Here is a 16,210-nt window from a genome sequence, read left to right as displayed (position 1 = left end):
GTCATTGATGCCAATGAGTCATCGGTTCAGTCGACCACCAGGTCCAGCATATGAACCACTTCCTGCTCGTTGAGCAGGCCTTTTCGCACCAGGTTTTCTGCCAGCAGCGAAAGAAACTTGGCGCTGCGATGGCCTTCCAGATGCTTGAGTTCGGTCAATGCGTTGTACACCTTGCTGGAAGTGCACAAGCCGACAACGCGGTGCGGGTTTTGCGTGGGCATAAGGTCGTCCTTGTTTTTATCAACCTGTTGTTAACGGACAGATCCAAGAGTGCGGACCCGACATGACATAAATATGACCGTTTTCCCCAAAGCGGGGGAAGGATGGCGAGTCAATCTTGCCAACTTGCGCCGCAAAGACTGTTCCGACAGCGACCTTGGCGAGATTTATTTAGACCTCTGCCGACGGACGGTCACAAAAAAGGCCCCGCTATTGAGGCGGGGCCTGATGATTCCGTTACCAGCGGCCATAACCGTGGGGAGGGCCGTAGTAACCGCGCGGTGGACCGTAATAACCACGTGGTGGGCCGTAATAAACCGGCGGTGGGCCGTAATAGACCGGTTGCTGCACGTAGACCGGTGCCGGCTGGTAATAAACCGGTGGCGGGCCGTAGTAAACCGGTTGTGGCTGAACGTAAACCGGTTGCTGTACATAGACCGGGCGATTGCTGTTGATGAGGGCTGAACCGACGATGGCCGAGCCAACGATCGCACCAAATACCGCCGGTCCTTCCCAACCGTGACCGCCGTGACCGCCGCCAGCTTCTGCCTGCCCTGCGATAGCAAGCGCACCGATCAGCAAGGCTACTGTGGGGATTTTACGGATCATGATAGTTCCTCGGTTCTTCGCCCCGGCGCTTGTGTCTGCAATAGACCCAAGGATTGTCGCGGGGATACTTCTAAGACAGCTTTTTTTCCAAAATCAGCACAGCCATTGGGTAAATTTTGTGTAAGGTCTGTACTCGCTTCTTTACGGTTCAGTGAGGCCACGTGCAGACACACCGTTATGATCGATCAGACCCGATGGATTGGCTAATCCCGTCCATCCGAAAGTGCTATTGAAGGAGATTTTTCATGCAGATGAACCCCGACAGAGACACCCAGCTGTGCATGTCGCTTTCCGCACGTCCCGGGAACTTCGGCCTGCGGTTTCACAATCATCTGTATGAGCAACTGAACCTGAATTTTTACTACAAGGCCTTCAGCAGTCAGGATTTGCCCGGTGCCGTTGGCGGCATTCGCGCCTTGGGGATTCGAGGTTGCGGCGTGTCGATGCCGTTCAAGGAGGCGTGCATTGCGCTGGTCGATGAACTGGACCCCTCCGCTGCGGCCATTCAATCGATCAACACCATCGTTAACACTAATGGCCATCTCAAGGCTTACAACACCGACTACATCGCGATCGCCCAGTTGCTTGACACCCACCAGGTGCCGAAGGAATTGACCTTTGCCCTGCGCGGCAGCGGCGGCATGGCCAAGGCTGTGGCCAGTGCCTTGCGTGATGGCGGCTACAAAAATGGCCTGATTGTTGCCCGCAACGAGCGTGCCGGACGGGCGTTGGCCGAATCGCTGGGCTATCGATGGCAAGCGGAGCTGGGCTCGGAGCGGCCGCAGATGCTGATCAACGTCACACCAATTGGCATGAACGGCCCTGAGGCCGATCAGTTGGCGTTCGATGCTGAAACCATCGCTGCTGCCGAGACTGTCTTCGATGTCGTGGCAGTCCCCTCGGAAACACCGTTGATTGTGCGCGCTCGTGCTGAAGGCAAGCGAGTGATCACCGGGCTGGAAGTGATCGCGATCCAGGCGCTGGAGCAGTTCGTGCTGTACACCGGCGTGCGGCCGACCGATGAGCAGTTTCACAACGCCGTGGAATTTGCCCGCAGTGGCCATGGCCATCCTGCTCCCCAATAAGCGAAACCGTGACTGAGGTGACTCATGCATCCTGCCATTCTTAATCTGGATCAGGCCGAACTTGAGCCGCTGCCCGAAGCGTTTGCCCCGACGGGGGACACCGCCGACCGCTATCGGCAACGGCAGGCGCGCATCGGCCAGCAACTTGGCGCGCAGAAGCTGGGTTATCGCCTGTACGCGCTGGAACCGGGGATGCGTGGCAGCCCGTTTCACAGTCATCGGGTCAACGAGGAAATGTTTTACATCGTGGCCGGGGAAGGGGAGATTCGCTTGGGCGCCGAGCGCTTTCCCGTTCGCGCCGGTGATGTCATTGCCTGCCCGCCGGGCGGCCCTGAAGCCGCGCACCAGATCATCAACACCAGCAACGCTGAGCTGCGCTACCTGGCAGTCAGCACCCAACAATCCCCCGAGATTTGCGAGTACCCGGATTCCGGCAAGTATGCGGTGATGGACGACTTCAAGGTCGATGCCGAGGGCAATGCCTCGGGCTTCGTCGCCATCGCCCGGCCGGCCGACGGCGTGGATTACTGGGACGGCGAATAGAAGCACCGCTCCCACATTCGATCTTTGTTGTTAGTTTATTCGAGGCGGGCCAGTCGCTCTTCCAGCGCCGCAATTCGCGCCTCAAGCTCTTCGATCCGCTCAACCGATACGCCGCCACCCGCGCCACGTTCGGCCGGGTTCTGTCTTGCCGTCAGGATCACTTCGATGTCCGCCGGGTCGCCCAAGGCGTGCATGTAGCGGTCTTCCCGCTGACCGGCCTGGCGCGGAATCAGCAGTGCCAGATCGCGAGCAATCAGCCGTTCCAGTTGATGCACCACCTGTTCGGCATCTTCAAAGTCATGCATGCGGCCGCTGCGGGTCAGCAGTTCATTGACCGTTTGTGGTCCGCGAAGGAATAACAGCCCCGTCAAAATCACTTGAGCGGGCACCAGTTCCAGTGCCTTGTCGACTTTGTGTTCCCAGCGATCCGCACGACTGCCCATCACCAGTTTGGTAAAGCCGCGACCTTCGAGGGCGCGCAGACTTTGGCCGACCTGACCCTGGGTCAGGTTCATCACCGGCTCGCGGCTGGTTTTCTGGTTGCAGGCAATCACCAGCGCATTGAGCGTCAGCGGATAGGTTTCCGGGCTGGTGGCCTGTTTCTCGATCAACGAGCCCAGTATTCGGATTTCCGTGCTGTTAAGCTGCGGCTCGTCGAACGTTGTCTCTTGCTCAGTACTCATGGTTCTGCGTCCTTCCCGGGGTCAAATTTTTCTCCTGCTGGCATGCACTTTAGATTGACGTGTGTCAATGGCAACTGAATTCGTCACGCGTTCTTGCTATCGTCACAAAACCTAAATGAATAATTAACGCTATTTTTACAATCCAGCGAGCAACGTATGCATGCCGAGAGCTGGCGGGCCTGATTGCGGGCATCTGGTAGTTCTCCCATCGACGATACAAGCCTTATTGACTGGACTATGGAGCAAAGCATGAAGCTGACGTGGGTATTGGCCAAGAACAATGCGCTGATCGGCGCGAACTCCCAATGACTGTTCTGGTCACTGGCGCCGCCGGCTTCATCGGGTATCACACTGTTAAGCGTTTGTGCCGGGAAGGCCTTGAAGTCATCGGCATCGACAACCTCAACGACTATTACAGTGTCGAGCTTAAGCGTGCACGGCTTAACGACCTTGCATCCTTGCCAGGCTTTCGTTTTCAGACTCTGGATATCGTCGACAAACCGGCACTGATGGCGTTGTTCAACGAACATCGTTTTACCGAGGTTGTGCACCTGGCGGCCCAGGCGGGTGTTCGCTATTCACTGGACAACCCGGACGTCTACGCGCAATCGAACCTGGTGGGTTTTCTGAATGTGCTGGAAGCTTGCCGTCACTATCGTCCCGAGCACCTGATCTATGCATCAAGCAGCTCGGTGTACGGTACCAACAGCAAAATGCCGTTCAGTATTGAAGACGCTGTCGATCATCCCATTTCACTGTACGCGGCCAGCAAACGTGCTAATGAGTTGATGGCTCACAGCTACTGTCATTTGTATGGCCTGAAGGCCAGCGGCCTACGCTTTTTTACCGTTTACGGACCTTGGGGACGCCCCGACATGGCGCTGTTCAAGTTCACCGAAGCGATCCTCAACGGTTTGCCGATTGATATCTATAATCACGGCCAGATGGCGCGCGACTTCACTTACATCGATGACATTGTCGAAAGTGTCGCCCGTTTGCGCCTTCGGCCGCCGATCCCGGACGGGGAGGGCGACGGCGTTAACCGGATTTTCAATATCGGGCGTGGCATGCCGGTAGCACTGCTGGAGTTCGTCGATTGTCTGGAGTCGACGCTGGGGATCAAAGCGCAACGCAACTTTCTACCACTGCAGCCTGGCGATGTGGTCAAGACTTGGGCTGACGTATCGGCATTGACCCAATGGGTCGACTTCCACCCTCAGGTGACGGTGGAAGCGGGTGTAGCGGAATTTGTGAAGTGGTATCGCCACTTTTATCAGAGATGAAATGTTCGCCCTTGATAATAAGAAACCAAGGATTAAAGGGGGGACCCTATGAGTCATGAAATTTTTGTATCTGTACTGATTCCTGCAAAAAATGAAGCAAACAACCTGAAGCCATTGATTGAAGAAGTGCGCACAGCCTTGGCCGACGAGGCGTACGAAATCATCGTCGTGGACGATGGCAGTACCGATGCCACCTTGCACGAACTGCGGCAGATCAAAAACAATGGCCTGAACACGCTGCGGATCCTGCGTCATGAGCGTTCGCTTGGGCAAAGCACCTCGCTTTACCATGCAGCGCTGGCTGCCAAGGGGCAGTGGCTGGCCACGCTCGATGGCGATGGCCAGAACGATCCTGCGGACATCCCCGGGATGTTGGCGCTGGTGCGCGGTGAACAAGGGCTGGCCGGCCTTCAGTTGGTGGCCGGGCACCGGGTCAACCGCCGCGACAACGCGAGCAAGCGCTGGGCCTCACGGTTTGCCAATGGATTGCGCAGCCGCATGCTCAAGGACCAGACACCGGACACCGGGTGTGGATTGAAGTTGATCGAGCGGGCGGCGTTTCTGCGCCTGCCGTACTTCGATCATATGCATCGGTACATTCCTGCACTGATCCAGCGCCATAACGGCCGAATGATCACTCACCCGGTCAACCACCGTCACCGCACAGCCGGGGTCTCCAAATACGGCAACCTGGACCGTGCCCTGGTGGGCATTCTCGACCTGATCGGCGTCTGGTGGCTGATCCGGCGCACGCGCCTGAACGCCACTGCGCAGGAAATCGAAGGATGAATCTCTCCCGTGAAACCCTGTGGCTGGTGGTCGGCTTCGCCGGCCAGATAGCCTTTACCGGTCGCTTCGTCTTGCAGTGGCTTTACAGCGAATACAAGAAACGCAGCGTGATTCCAGTGAGTTTCTGGTACCTGAGCATCGTCGGTAGCGCCCTGCTGCTCGCTTATGCCATTTACCGGGAGGACCCGGTATTCATTGCCGGTCAAGCCTTTGGCTCGATCGTTTATCTGCGCAATTTGCAGTTGATTGCTCGCAGCAAACACTTAAAGGACTGAGTCATGCGCAGAACGTTATCACCCCGGGTCGAATGCCTGGGTTTGATGGTACTCGCCCTGGTTTTGATCGGTGCCGGACTAGGACTGCGTCAGCCGCAGAATGTCGACGAGGAGCGATTCCTTGGTGTTGCGCTCGAGATGCTGCAGCACGGCTCGTGGCTGATTCCGCACCGTGCGGCAGAGATCTATGGCGACAAACCGCCGATTTTCATGTGGACGGTGGCGTTCTTCGCCTGGCTCACCGGGAAACCCTCCATCGCCCTGTACCTGCCGGGTCTTCTATCGGCCGTGACGGTCACCGCCGTGGTTTATGACCTTGGCCGCCGGTTATGGCATCAACGTGCGGGCCGGATGGCGGCGCTCTTGTACCTGGCGACCTATCAGACCTACAGCATCCTGCAGACCGGTCAGATCGACAGCTTTTTGATTCTGTTCACCTCCGTGGGTATGTACGGTCTGGCGCGGCACCTGTTGCTCGGGCCCGCCTGGCGCTGGTTCTACCTGGGCTGCGCCGCCATGGGCATTGGTGTGATCACCAAAGGGGTTGGCTTCGTCCCGGCCCTGATGCTGATTCCGTATGCCTACGCGGTGCGCAAAGGTTGGCCCGGTGTGGTGGCCATGCCGGGCGAGGCGCGCAAGTGGCTGCTGGGACTGTTGGTCATGCTGGGCGCCATCGCGATCTGGTTACTGCCTTTGGCCTTGTCCATCGCGCTCAATGGCACTGCTGAAGAGATCGCCTATGCGCGAGAGATTCTGCTGCGCCAGACCGCGGGACGCTATGCCGCCGCCTGGGACCATCGCGAGCCGTTCTGGTATTTCTTCGTTCACGTAATCCCGCAATATTGGCTGCCGCTGGTGCTGGTATTGCCGTGGCTGGTGCCCGCCTGGCGCCGGCAACTGCGCAAGCACGACGGCCGAGTGCTGGTGCTGCTGGGCTGGGTTGTGCTAGTGGTGCTGTTTTTCTGTATCAGCAGCGGCAAGCGCAAGTTGTACATCTACCCGGCGCTGCCCGGGCTGGTGCTGGTGGCTGCACCGCTGATTCCCTGGTTACTCAGACGCTGGTTCAGTCAGCGTCCGCGCGGTCGGCGGGTATTCCAGGCGCTGGTCGTGACCTGGTTTGCGCTTTGGATTGCCCGCGGTTTCATCGAACCGATCAAGGACGGTCCCAACCCTCACGAAGCGATCATGGCGCAAGCGGCGACCATGACCCACGGCGCCGACCTGGTGTTGGTCAATTGGCGCGAGGGCCATTGGCTGTTCGCGCGACAACCGATCGTGCACTTCGGGATGGTCGGCTCCACAGTCGAGCAGGCGGCACTGTGGTTGCGCGAACACCCTCAGGCGTATGCCTTGGTCCCCGACGAACTGTTGAGCCAGTGTTTCAATCCTCAGGCCGCGCGTGAGTTGGGCGAAACCTCCCGAGCGCAATGGTCGATCGTCGGCGCCGATGCCGATAACGGCCAATGCCATCCGGGACAACCCGTGAATGTCTATCGATTTACCTGGGATCGAGAAAAAGTATGAGCAAGGCAAGGAAGGCTGGAATTGTTCTGATCGCCGCACTGGTCGGCGTTAGCGTGGTTTCCGTTCATTTTAGCTGGCCCGGGCAGTTGTACGCGCACTGGCATAACAGTTGGTATGGCAATCAGGCGCCAGACAAAAATATCTGGCTGCCAGACTACAAGGTCGCGGTCGAAGGCAAACCGATCCCGGGCATCACTGATATGTCCGGTCTCGCCTATGACCCTGATCACGACCGCATTCTGGGTATCACCAATGGTGTGCCTATGGAAATTCTGGCGCTGACCCGTGATGGCGATTTGATCGAACGCTACCCATTGATCGGTTTCGAGGACACCGAAGGCATCGCTTACATGGGCAAAGGGCGGGTGGTCATCGTTGATGAACGGCAGCAGCGGTTGCACATTTTTACCCTGCCGGAGACCGCTGGACCCATCCGTGCGGATCAAACCGAATCACTCGCTATTGAGATCAACCTCAGCGCGCATAACAAGGGGTTTGAAGGTGTGACCTATGACCCGGCCAATGACCGCATCTTCGCCATCAAGGAGCGTGATCCGCGGCAACTGTACTCAATCACCGGCATGCTCGGCTCCATTGGCAACCGAATGCAGATCCGTATCAAGGACTTGACGTCCTGGGTCGACCGCGGCGTTTTCAGCAAAGACCTTTCCGAGGGTTACTACGATCCTCGGACCGGCCACTTACTGTTGCTAAGCGAAGAGTCCAGCAACCTGACCGAACTGGACCAGCAGGGTAACTTCGTCAGTATTCTCTCCCTGCGCGCCTTGGCGGGTGACCTCAAGCGTACGCTGCCGCAAGCCGAAGGCATGACCATGGACAATAAAGGCGAGCTTTACATTGTGAGCGAGCCCAACCTGTTTTACCGGTTCACCCAAACGAAGGCCGGTCTGTCGGCGAGTGCAGAAAAACACTGATCAATTTGAGGTTTTCATGCCGGCGGGGGACACACTTGCGCAGCTCGTTCAGAGCTTGCGCTGCGTTTCCCCTTGCGGATAAAAGACCCGCCGCAGGGGACCGTGCATGGCTATAATCGCCCCACGTTTCCCTCCTGTCACAACACGAGACTGCCATGACTATTTCTCTGTACGCCGCTTCCGTTCCGGTTTTCAAGCAAATGCTCAACGCCCTGAGCGACGTTTTGAACAAGGCCGAAGCCCACGCCACTGCCAAGAACATCGACCCGAATGCTTTCCTGCAAGCCCGTCTGTACCCGGACATGTTCCCGCTGGTCCGTCAGGTGCAGATCGCCGTTGATTTCGCCAAGGGCGTTTCCGCGCGTCTGGCCGAAGTTGAACTGCCAAAGTACGACGACACCGAAACCACCTTCGCTGAGCTGCAAGCGCTGATCGCCAAAGTGCTGGCCTTCATCGGCGAGATCAAACCGGAACAGATCGACGGCAAGGAAGGCATCGAAATCATCACCCGTCAGGGCACGCCGAAAGAGAAGCGCTTTACCGGCCAGGCTTACCTGTTGAGCTACGGTCTGCCGCAATTCTTCTTCCACGTCACCACCACCTACGCACTGCTGCGTCACAACGGTGTGGAAGTGGGCAAGCGCGATTACATGGGCGCGTTCTAAACCTCCCGACGTAAAAAAGCCCGCCAAGGTTCGCGCCTTGGCGGGCTTTTTGTTGGCTCTCTGGAGGAGCTGGGGGGGGCGCCTAGCCCTTGCCGGCGATGGCGATCTCAAGTACGCCATCGTCGGCAAGCCGTGCTCCTACAAGTACATTGTTACGCCAACCGTTGGGCTTTCTCGTCTTCACCCAGGCACGCCGCCGCGGTGAACAGCACGTCGGTGGAGGAGTTCAGCGCGGTTTCCGCCGAGTCCTGCAGCACGCCGATGATGAACCCGACGGCCACCACCTGCATGGCGATTTCACTGGGGATGCCAAACAGGCTGCACGCCAGTGGAATCAACAGCAACGAGCCGCCCGCCACGCCCGAAGCGCCACAGGCACAGATCGCCGCGACGATGCTCAGCAGGATGGCGGTCGGAATGTCCACGGCGATGCCCAACGTATGCACGGCCGCCAGGGTCAGTACGGTAATGGTGATCGCCGCGCCCGCCATGTTGATGGTCGCGCCCAGCGGGATCGAGACCGAGTAGGTGTCTTCGTGCAGGCCCAGGCGCTTGCTCAATTCGAGATTGACCGGAATGTTCGCCGCCGAGCTGCGCGTAAAAAACGCAGTGATGCCGCTTTCGCGCAAGCACGTGATCACCAGTGGATACGGGTTGCGACGCAGTTTCCAGAACACAATGACCGGGTTCATCACCAGCGCCACAAACAGCATGCAGCCCAGCAGCACCGCCAGCAGATGCACATAGCCGATCAAGGCGCCGAAACCGGAGGTAGCGAGGGTCGAAGCCACCAGGCCGAAAATGCCCAGCGGCGCAAAACGAATCACCAAGCGCACGATCAGGGTCACGCCGTTGGACAAGTCGCCGAGCACTTCGCGAGTGGTGTCACCGGCATGGCGAATGGCAACGCCCATGCCAATCGCCCACGCCAGAATGCCGATGAAGTTGGCATTCATCAATGCGCTGACCGGGTTGTCGACCACGCTCAACAGCAGACTTTGCAGCACTTCACTGATACCGCCTGGCGCGGTGACAGCAACGTCGTGAGTGGCCAGCACCAGGCTCGACGGGAACAGCGTACTGGCGACAACCGCCACCACCGCCGCCGCAAACGTTCCCAGCAGATACAGAAACAGAATTGGCCGGATGTGGGTTTCCTGGCCGTGCTTGTGGTTGGCAATGGAGGCCATGACCAGCACGAACACCAGAATCGGCGCGACAGCTTTAAGCGCCGATACGAAGACTTTGCCGATGAATGCGGTGGCCTTCGCCACCTCCGGCGCGAACAGGGCCAGGGCAATCCCGGCGATCAGGCCGATGATGATTTGTGTGACCAGGCTCAAGCGTTTCAGGCGTAACCATAGCGAAGGGGATGAAGCGGTCATAAAACGGCATCTCTGATTTTATTAGGTGCGGGGGTATCGCGACATCAATGCCAATCAATGGCCGATGAACAGGGTGTACGTATCGCAGGGCGCGGACTTTATCACAGCGTAGTCTTCATCCTTCAGACCTGTGACGATCTGCCGCCCGCGTGGTCAACAAGATCGGCAGGTTCGTGCAACCCTGATCGGAAACACTCTGTTAAGATTCGCCATCCTCATTTTCAAGTCATGCCAGTGGGCCTTCGGGCTATCGCTGGTGTCGTCGTTTTCTGGAGTTCTGCATGCTGTTGCCCATCCTTCTGTTGTCCGCTGCCGGTTTCACGGTGCTGACCACGGAATTCATCATCGTCGGCCTGTTGCCGGCGATCGCCCGAGACCTTGAAGTCAGCATCCCCCAGGCGGGTTTGCTGGTGACTTTGTTCGCCTTCACGGTTGCCGCATTCGGGCCGTTCCTGACCGCCTATTTCGCAAGGTTCGAGCGCCGCAAATTGTTCATCTCGGTGCTGATCATGTTCGGTCTGGCCAACACACTTGCGGCGTTTGCGCCGAACATCTGGGTGATGTCCGTCGCCCGGTTGATCCCCGCGTTGGGGCTGCCGGTGTTCTGGGCGCTGGCCAGTGAAACCGCGGTGGACATCGTCGGCCCGGACTACGCCGGTCGCGCCATCGCCAAGATCGGTTTCGGAATTGTCTGCGCCACCGTGTTCGGCATTCCGGTGGGCACATTGATCTCCGATGCGTTCGGCTGGCGCAGTGCCTTCGGCATTCTCGCGGTAATTGCGTTTGCCAAGGCGTTGCTGCTGTTTATCTACCTGCCGAAAACCAATCTGCATCAGCATCAAGTCAGTTTCCGCTCGCAGTTCAAGATCCTGCGCAGCCCACTGATGGTGGGGCATGTGCTGCTGTCGGTCCTGGTGTTTAGCGGCATGTTCACCGCCTACACCTACCTGGCGGACATTCTTGAGCGCCTGGCCGGTTTCAACGGCACGGTGGTCGGCTGGTGCCTGATGGGCTTCGGCGCGGTCGGCTTGATCGGCAACTCGCTGGGCGGCCGCGCGGTGGATCGTCATCCGTTGATGGCTTCGATGATGTTCTGCGCGTTCATGATCGCCGGCCTGGTGGCGTTGGTGCCGAACATTCATTCGCCGCTGGGTCTGGCAGCGGCAATGGGGATCTGGGGTGTGACTCAAGCGGCGTTGTTCCTGGTCAGCCACGTGCGCTTGATGAAGGCTGCACCCGAAGCGCCAGCGTTCGCAGCGTCGCTGAACATTGCCGGGGCAAACCTGGGGATCGGCCTGGGCGCCATGATCGGCGGCAGGGTCATCGATGGTGTAGGCCTGCAAGGACTTGGTTTCGCGGCGGCCGCTTTTATCCTCGCCTCGATCCTCCTGGCCATCGCGCTGATGACTTTCAAGCCCCGCGAAGTCTGCGCCTGACACCTCACATCTCGGTGAACAGCTCGCGTCGGGCACCTTCGGTAATGGCGACAATGCCGGGGTGCTTGACCTTGCGTTCCACCGAAATGGCGTAGAACGACTCGGTCACCGCATCGGTCTGGCCGATCAATTCCACGCCGTGGCGTATCACTTCATCGGCAATCACGCTCGGGCCGATGAATATCCCACTGCCGGATTGGCCGAAAGCCTGCATCAAGGCGCTGTCGTCGAACTCGCCGACGATGCGCGGCTGTATCTGCTGCTCGGCAAACCAGCGCTGCAAGCGACTGCGCACCACGGTCTCCGGCCCTGGAATCAGCAGCGGTGCGCCGTGCAGGCTGCGGGGGAAATCCTGACCGTATTGCGCCGCCAGTTCAGCCGTGGCGAAGAAGCTGATCCCGCATTCCCCGAGTTTCTGGCTGTAGCCCTTGATGTCCAGGTGCGAGGGCATCGGGCTGTCGGAGATCACCAGGTCGAGCCGCTGGATCGCCAGGTCGGCGAGCAGGCGTTCGAGTTTGTCTTCGCGACAGGTGATACGCAGCGGCTCGCTCAATTCCATGGTCGGCGCGATCAGGCGATAGACGATGGATTTGGGCACCACATCGGCCACGCCAACCCGAAACAGAATCTGCTGTTCGTTGGGCTGAGCTCGCAGCATCAGCTCCAGTTCGCCACCCAGCTGAAACATTTGCTCGGCGTAGGGCAGGGTCTGACGGCCGGCTTCGGTGAGTTCCAGCTGCCGGCCAACTCGGCGAAACAGCTCGATGCCATAGGTTTGTTCGAGCAGGGAAATCTGCCCGCTGATGGTCTGCGGCGTCAGGTTCAGCTGCTCGCAGGCGCGCACAATGCTGCCGGTCTTGGCCACCACCCAGAAGTAATGCAGCTGTCGATAGTTGAGCATGGCGACCTACAGTTCGTTAAAACCGAAGTATAACCGCTAAAAATACGAATTTTCCTGAAGTGTTTGCCTCCCTAGAATGCCCCGCTATCGACGGGTGGCCTTTTCGCTCTGTCTGTTTTATCGAGGAAAGCATCATGAAGCTTAAAACCACGGCACTGCTGATCACGTCTTTGCTGGTATTGGCCGGTTGTGACCAGGCCGAAAAAAGCGCCCAGCAACTGATGGACAAGGCTGCCGAAACCGCTAAACAAGCGATCGACGACACCCACAAAGCCGCAGAGCAGGCAATCAGTGATGCCACTGGCGGGCTGATCAGCAAGAAAGAACAACCGGGCAAGGAAACGGATAAAACCGAATCGTCGTCCCAGGAAATCTAAACCGTCTTAAACGAGTCAGGACTGACCCATGGAATACCTTTTAGAACTTGCTGCAAGCCCCACCGCCTGGGTCGCCCTGGCGACGTTGATCGTCATGGAAATCGTGCTCGGCATCGATAACCTGATCTTCATTTCGATCCTGACCAACAAACTGCCCGAGCAGCACCGGCAGAAGGCGCGGCGCATTGGTATCGGCATGGCGCTGATCCTGCGACTGGCGCTGCTGAGCACCATCGCGTTCATCGTCCAGTTGACTGAGCCTGTGATCGATATCTTCGGCCAGACGTTCTCCTGGAAGGACATGATTCTGATCGCCGGCGGCCTGTTCCTGTTGTGGAAGGCGACCACCGAGATTCATCACAGCATGGACCCGGCGCCGGAAGATCCAACGTCGGCCACCTCGACCGTGACCCTGGGCTTTGCCGCCGCGATCGGTCAGATCCTGATGCTGGACATGGTGTTCTCTATCGACAGCATCATTACCGCTGTCGGCATGACCGAGCATTTGCCGATCATGATCGTCGCGGTGGTGGTGTCGGTACTGGTGATGTTGCTGGCGGCTGATCCCCTGGCCAAGTTCATCAACGACAACCCGACGGTGGTGATGCTGGCACTGGGCTTCCTGATCATGATCGGCATGACGCTGATCGCCGAAGGCTTCGGCGCCCATGTACCGAAAGGCTACGTGTATGCGGCCATGGCGTTCTCGGCGACGATCGAGGGTTTGAACATGATGTCGCGACGGGCGAAGCAGAAGCGAATAGCCGCTGAAGCTTAACTGGCGCTAAACGAAACGGCCGCCTGCGCTCGAAAGAGCCCAGGCGGCCGTTTTTGTCTGGAGACCCAAGAGGTGTCGGTCAGTGCGCGGTAGCGTGCTGTTCTGCGGTTTTATCGGGTTTCGCCACTGGCGTCGACTGAGCCGGATGATGGTGCCGGCGGGTAATGCGCAGGACCCCCCATAACATGGCGGCGGCAACGGCCAGCCAGCCAGAAATCAACATCACAATGGTCATTGTCAGGCTCATCAGTGCCTCCTCTTCGCCCTGCTGCGGGCACACACTCTTTGCAAATGACAGTCTAGTCGCTGCTGTGTTTCAGGCTATTGACCAAAGGTCAGCTGTCACCAATCAGTTCGCTCTATCGAATCCCGTCATCTGCCGGTTAAGGCTATACCGTTGCCGCGCGGCGTCCTATGATCGACGGCCAAGCCGGGAGCGCGAATACCTGGCGTCCAAATCAAGAGAGTGATGATGGTGCGGGTATTTTCTCGAGTTCGATCTTTAGTGCTTGTCGTTGGCTGCGTAGCAGGTCTGGCTGGCTGCGCGGGGAGTGTGGCACCTGAAATCAAGCGCCTGCCGGAGCGAGTCGAGCTCAGTGGTACGTTCTACCGTGGCGTGGCGAATCAGAGTGGGCCGCAAGTGCTGGCCAGCATGTTGTCCCAGCAAGGCATTGTGATTACGCCAGGCTTGCTCGAAAAACCGTTGCATTTGCCGGGAGCCGAAGCCCAGTTGCAGCAGAACATGCAAAACCTCGCTCGCGAGTACGGCATGGTCGTCTATCCCCTCGACAGCAATCTTCCTGCCCTGTTGACCCAGGTTGCGGCCGGTTACCCGGTGATGGTGCGTTTCACGGAAGGCTCGGCGTTCTGGGCTGAACCGCGTTACGCCATTCTTGCCGGGTACAACCGCCAGAAGCAGACAGTGCTGCTGCGCTCGGGCATGAATCATCGGGAGTTGATGGGCTTCGGTTCGTTTGAATCGGCGCTCAAGGATGCCGGTGGCTGGGCCGTGCTGATTCAGAAGCCGAATCAACTGCCGGCCAATGTCGATCAACAGCGATGGCTCAAGGCCGCGAGCGACCTTGCCCAGGCAGGTCAGGAGCAGGCAGCCGCCACGGCGAAGAAAGCGCTGAACGCGCAATAAGTCCGTTCGTCATTTGTCGGGCACCCTTGCACTTTGCCGACCTCTAATGGATTAGGGCCTGGTTTTTTCCGGGCCGGACTCAAAGGAGGCGCCCATGGCACATTCCACTACCCCTGTCGGCCCACATTCGTCTGAGCATTCTTCGGGTGATGAATTGGGCTTCGATCCCGATTCGCCAGACCTCGCCGATCCTCAGGTCGACCCCATCGGACCTGCCAAGGCGCCCAGGGATGTGAAGCCGGGCGACAATACCAAGGCTCCCGCGAAGCCTTACGATCCACTTGCCAATCTGAAACCCTGAGCCTGAGTGAGGTGCGTATGTCTACCGATTCGAGTTTTGACGACAAACGTCCGGACAGCGTTCCAACCACGCCGCAAGAGGGTGTTGACCCCGTGATGGATCCGAACGATCCGTTAAGGGATCCCTTGGCGCGGCCAATGGTTGTGCCAACGGAACATCCCCACCGCACGAGAGATCCGAGTGCCGGGGACGGCATTCCGGATGACGACCAGATGCCGCTGCCCAATGACTGACGCCGGACGAAAAAAGCCCCGAATAATCGGGGCTTTCTTTTGCTTGTCGTTTACTTATTTTGACGCTTCAACCACGCCGCTCTGACGATGCTTGAGATTCTTGTCGGACTTGTACTGCAAGGCTACAGACGGCACGTTCGTGCCCCTGCCGGTTTCAACCCAGCTGCGGATGCGAGTGGCATCGGCAAAATGCGTGTACTTGCCAAAGGCGTCGAGGATCACCAGCGCAACCGGGCGATTGCCCATGCTGGTGACCAGCACCAGGCAGTGACCTGCCTCGTTGGTGAAGCCGGTTTTCGTCAGCTTGATGTCCCAGTTCGGCTTGTTGACCAAATGGTCGGTGTTACGGAAACCCAGGCTGTAGTTGGGTTTGCGGAACGAGACGGTTTTTTCCTTGGTCGTACTCAGCTCAGTCAACAGTGGGTACTTGTGCGCAGCGATCAGCAGTTTGCTCAGGTCGCGGGCCGTGGACACGTTGCGAGGGGAGAGGCCGGTGGGTTCGACGAAGTGCGTGCTGGTCATGCCCAGTGCTTTCGCTTTGGCATTCATTGCGGCAATGAACGCGACGTAGCCACCCGGATAATGATGGGCCAGGCTCGCGGCAGCGCGGTTTTCCGAGGACATCAGGGCAATCAGCAGCATTTCCCTGCGCGGCATTTCGCTGTTGAGTTTGACCCGGGAAAACACACCTTTCATTTCCGGGGTGTCACTGATGTTGATGTTGATGAATTCGTCCATGTTCTGTCTGGCTTCAACCACGACCAGGCCGGTCATCAGTTTGCTGACGGACGCGATTGGCACCACCACGTCAGGATTGCTGGCATAGATGACTTTATTGGTCTGCAGATCCATCAGCAATGCGCTGCCGGAGGCGATCTTCAGTGATGACGTATCTCGCGGCGCCGAAGTGGTGTCGGCAGCGTTGGCTATTGGCGTGGTGAAAGTCCCTGTAAATGCAAAAAATAGGCTCAGGATGGAAAGACGGATTTTCACGCTGGCAGACTCGTTAGGTGTGGATAAGCCGTTTTGTAACGGGTTGTTTCTT

General features: G+C 58.3%; 20 protein-coding genes and 1 pseudogene. 14 read left to right on the top strand and 7 right to left on the bottom strand.

Translation table 11 applies throughout. The features are described 5' to 3' along the window. Positions 1-26 precede the first annotated feature (26 nt). Both KGB03_RS16775 and KGB03_RS16770 read right to left on the bottom strand, forming a co-directional pair. A complete protein-coding gene (locus KGB03_RS16775; RefSeq protein ID WP_111449099.1) occupies positions 27-221 on the bottom strand; it encodes a hypothetical protein in 195 nt (64 codons plus the stop codon). A gap of 235 nt (positions 222-456) precedes the next feature. Further along, positions 457-828 carry a hypothetical protein gene (locus tag KGB03_RS16770; protein WP_111449098.1) on the bottom strand — a complete coding sequence of 124 codons (372 nt, stop codon included), beginning with the start codon at positions 826-828 and terminating at the stop codon, positions 457-459. A gap of 245 nt (positions 829-1,073) precedes the next feature. Here KGB03_RS16770 and KGB03_RS16765 point away from each other — a divergent pair, with 245 nt between their 5' ends. Both KGB03_RS16765 and KGB03_RS16760 read left to right on the top strand, forming a co-directional pair. Further along, entirely contained in the window at positions 1,074-1,913 is an 840-nt protein-coding gene (locus KGB03_RS16765; RefSeq protein ID WP_223527707.1) for a shikimate 5-dehydrogenase, read from the top strand. Between the two features lie 24 nt (positions 1,914-1,937). Then, positions 1,938-2,456, top strand: coding sequence for a cupin domain-containing protein (locus KGB03_RS16760; protein ID WP_111449096.1), 519 nt, complete (start codon positions 1,938-1,940; stop codon positions 2,454-2,456). Between the two features lie 35 nt (positions 2,457-2,491). On the opposite strand, the gene KGB03_RS16755 is transcribed toward KGB03_RS16760, so the two are convergent. Then, positions 2,492-3,139 carry a YceH family protein gene (locus KGB03_RS16755; protein WP_223527704.1) on the bottom strand — a complete coding sequence of 216 codons (648 nt, stop codon included), beginning with the start codon at positions 3,137-3,139 and terminating at the stop codon, positions 2,492-2,494. A gap of 305 nt (positions 3,140-3,444) precedes the next feature. Here KGB03_RS16755 and KGB03_RS16750 point away from each other — a divergent pair, with 305 nt between their 5' ends. The 6 genes from KGB03_RS16750 to KGB03_RS16725 all read left to right on the top strand — a co-directional run bounded on the left by KGB03_RS16750 (position 3,445) and on the right by KGB03_RS16725 (position 8,610). Beyond that, positions 3,445-4,422 (top strand): NAD-dependent epimerase, encoded by a 978-nt coding sequence (locus tag KGB03_RS16750; protein ID WP_223527702.1) that lies wholly within the window; start codon positions 3,445-3,447, stop codon positions 4,420-4,422. Positions 4,423-4,470: 48 nt separating this feature from the next. Beyond that, positions 4,471-5,211, top strand: coding sequence for a glycosyltransferase family 2 protein (locus KGB03_RS16745; protein ID WP_218535659.1), 741 nt, complete (start codon positions 4,471-4,473; stop codon positions 5,209-5,211). After that, positions 5,208-5,486, top strand: coding sequence for a lipid-A-disaccharide synthase N-terminal domain-containing protein (locus tag KGB03_RS16740; RefSeq protein ID WP_008148397.1), 279 nt, complete (start codon positions 5,208-5,210; stop codon positions 5,484-5,486). Before KGB03_RS16745 ends, KGB03_RS16740 begins: the two co-directional genes overlap by 4 nt. A gap of 3 nt (positions 5,487-5,489) precedes the next feature. Continuing rightward, complete coding sequence (locus KGB03_RS16735; RefSeq protein ID WP_223527700.1) at positions 5,490-7,010, top strand: ArnT family glycosyltransferase; 1,521 nt, start codon at positions 5,490-5,492, stop codon at positions 7,008-7,010. Next, positions 7,007-7,945 carry an SdiA-regulated domain-containing protein gene (locus KGB03_RS16730; protein WP_223527698.1) on the top strand — a complete coding sequence of 313 codons (939 nt, stop codon included), beginning with the start codon at positions 7,007-7,009 and terminating at the stop codon, positions 7,943-7,945. Before KGB03_RS16735 ends, KGB03_RS16730 begins: the two co-directional genes overlap by 4 nt. Positions 7,946-8,100: 155 nt before the next feature. Next, complete coding sequence (locus tag KGB03_RS16725; RefSeq protein ID WP_008148402.1) at positions 8,101-8,610, top strand: DUF1993 family protein; 510 nt, start codon at positions 8,101-8,103, stop codon at positions 8,608-8,610. Positions 8,611-8,762: 152 nt separating this feature from the next. Here the strand turns inward: KGB03_RS16725 and sstT are convergent, their stop codons facing one another. After that, on the bottom strand, positions 8,763-9,995 hold the full coding sequence (gene sstT / locus KGB03_RS16720; RefSeq protein ID WP_223527696.1) for a serine/threonine transporter SstT: 1,233 nt from the start codon (positions 9,993-9,995) through the stop codon (positions 8,763-8,765). 281 nt (positions 9,996-10,276) lie between these two features. Here sstT and KGB03_RS16715 point away from each other — a divergent pair, with 281 nt between their 5' ends. Next, positions 10,277-11,431 (top strand): MFS transporter, encoded by a 1,155-nt coding sequence (locus KGB03_RS16715; RefSeq protein ID WP_223527693.1) that lies wholly within the window; start codon positions 10,277-10,279, stop codon positions 11,429-11,431. A gap of 4 nt (positions 11,432-11,435) precedes the next feature. Here KGB03_RS16715 and nhaR read toward each other — a convergent pair whose 3' ends face one another. Further along, positions 11,436-12,332, bottom strand: a complete 897-nt coding sequence (gene nhaR, locus KGB03_RS16710) for a transcriptional activator NhaR (protein WP_223527691.1) — start codon at positions 12,330-12,332, stop codon at positions 11,436-11,438. 134 nt (positions 12,333-12,466) lie between these two features. On the opposite strand from nhaR, the gene KGB03_RS16705 reads away from it, so the two are divergent. Together KGB03_RS16705 and KGB03_RS16700 are read left to right on the top strand one after the other, a co-directional pair. After that, complete coding sequence (locus tag KGB03_RS16705) at positions 12,467-12,709, top strand: hypothetical protein (protein ID WP_223527689.1); 243 nt, start codon at positions 12,467-12,469, stop codon at positions 12,707-12,709. A 28-nt stretch (positions 12,710-12,737) separates the two neighbouring features. Beyond that, positions 12,738-13,487: a TerC family protein gene (locus tag KGB03_RS16700; protein WP_223527687.1), complete on the top strand. Its 750-nt coding sequence runs from the start codon at positions 12,738-12,740 to the stop codon at positions 13,485-13,487. 79 nt (positions 13,488-13,566) lie between these two features. On the opposite strand, the gene KGB03_RS16695 is transcribed toward KGB03_RS16700, so the two are convergent. Continuing rightward, positions 13,567-13,734 (bottom strand): hypothetical protein, encoded by a 168-nt coding sequence (locus KGB03_RS16695; protein ID WP_165934015.1) that lies wholly within the window; start codon positions 13,732-13,734, stop codon positions 13,567-13,569. A gap of 167 nt (positions 13,735-13,901) precedes the next feature. Here KGB03_RS16695 and KGB03_RS16690 point away from each other — a divergent pair. From KGB03_RS16690 to KGB03_RS16680, 3 genes and pseudogenes are all read left to right on the top strand, one after another. Next, positions 13,902-14,631 (top strand): annotated as a pseudogene (locus KGB03_RS16690) (peptidase C39 family protein). A 94-nt stretch (positions 14,632-14,725) separates the two neighbouring features. After that, the gene (locus KGB03_RS16685; RefSeq protein ID WP_008148414.1) at positions 14,726-14,932 is read left to right on the top strand and encodes a DUF6021 family protein; all 207 of its coding nucleotides are present in this window, start codon (positions 14,726-14,728) and stop codon (positions 14,930-14,932) included. Between the two features lie 17 nt (positions 14,933-14,949). After that, positions 14,950-15,165 (top strand): hypothetical protein, encoded by a 216-nt coding sequence (locus KGB03_RS16680; protein WP_223527683.1) that lies wholly within the window; start codon positions 14,950-14,952, stop codon positions 15,163-15,165. A gap of 54 nt (positions 15,166-15,219) precedes the next feature. Here KGB03_RS16680 and pbpG read toward each other — a convergent pair whose 3' ends face one another. Continuing rightward, on the bottom strand, positions 15,220-16,158 hold the full coding sequence (pbpG, locus tag KGB03_RS16675) for a D-alanyl-D-alanine endopeptidase (RefSeq protein WP_223527681.1): 939 nt from the start codon (positions 16,156-16,158) through the stop codon (positions 15,220-15,222). Between the last annotated feature and the right edge of the window lie 52 nt (positions 16,159-16,210).

It is taken from the genome of Pseudomonas sp. BF-B-26 (assembly GCF_019956495.1).
Taxonomy (GTDB): Bacteria; Pseudomonadota; Gammaproteobacteria; order Pseudomonadales; family Pseudomonadaceae; genus Aquipseudomonas.
Note: the sequence above shows the minus strand (reverse complement) of the source record. Positions and strands in the feature narration are given on the sequence as shown.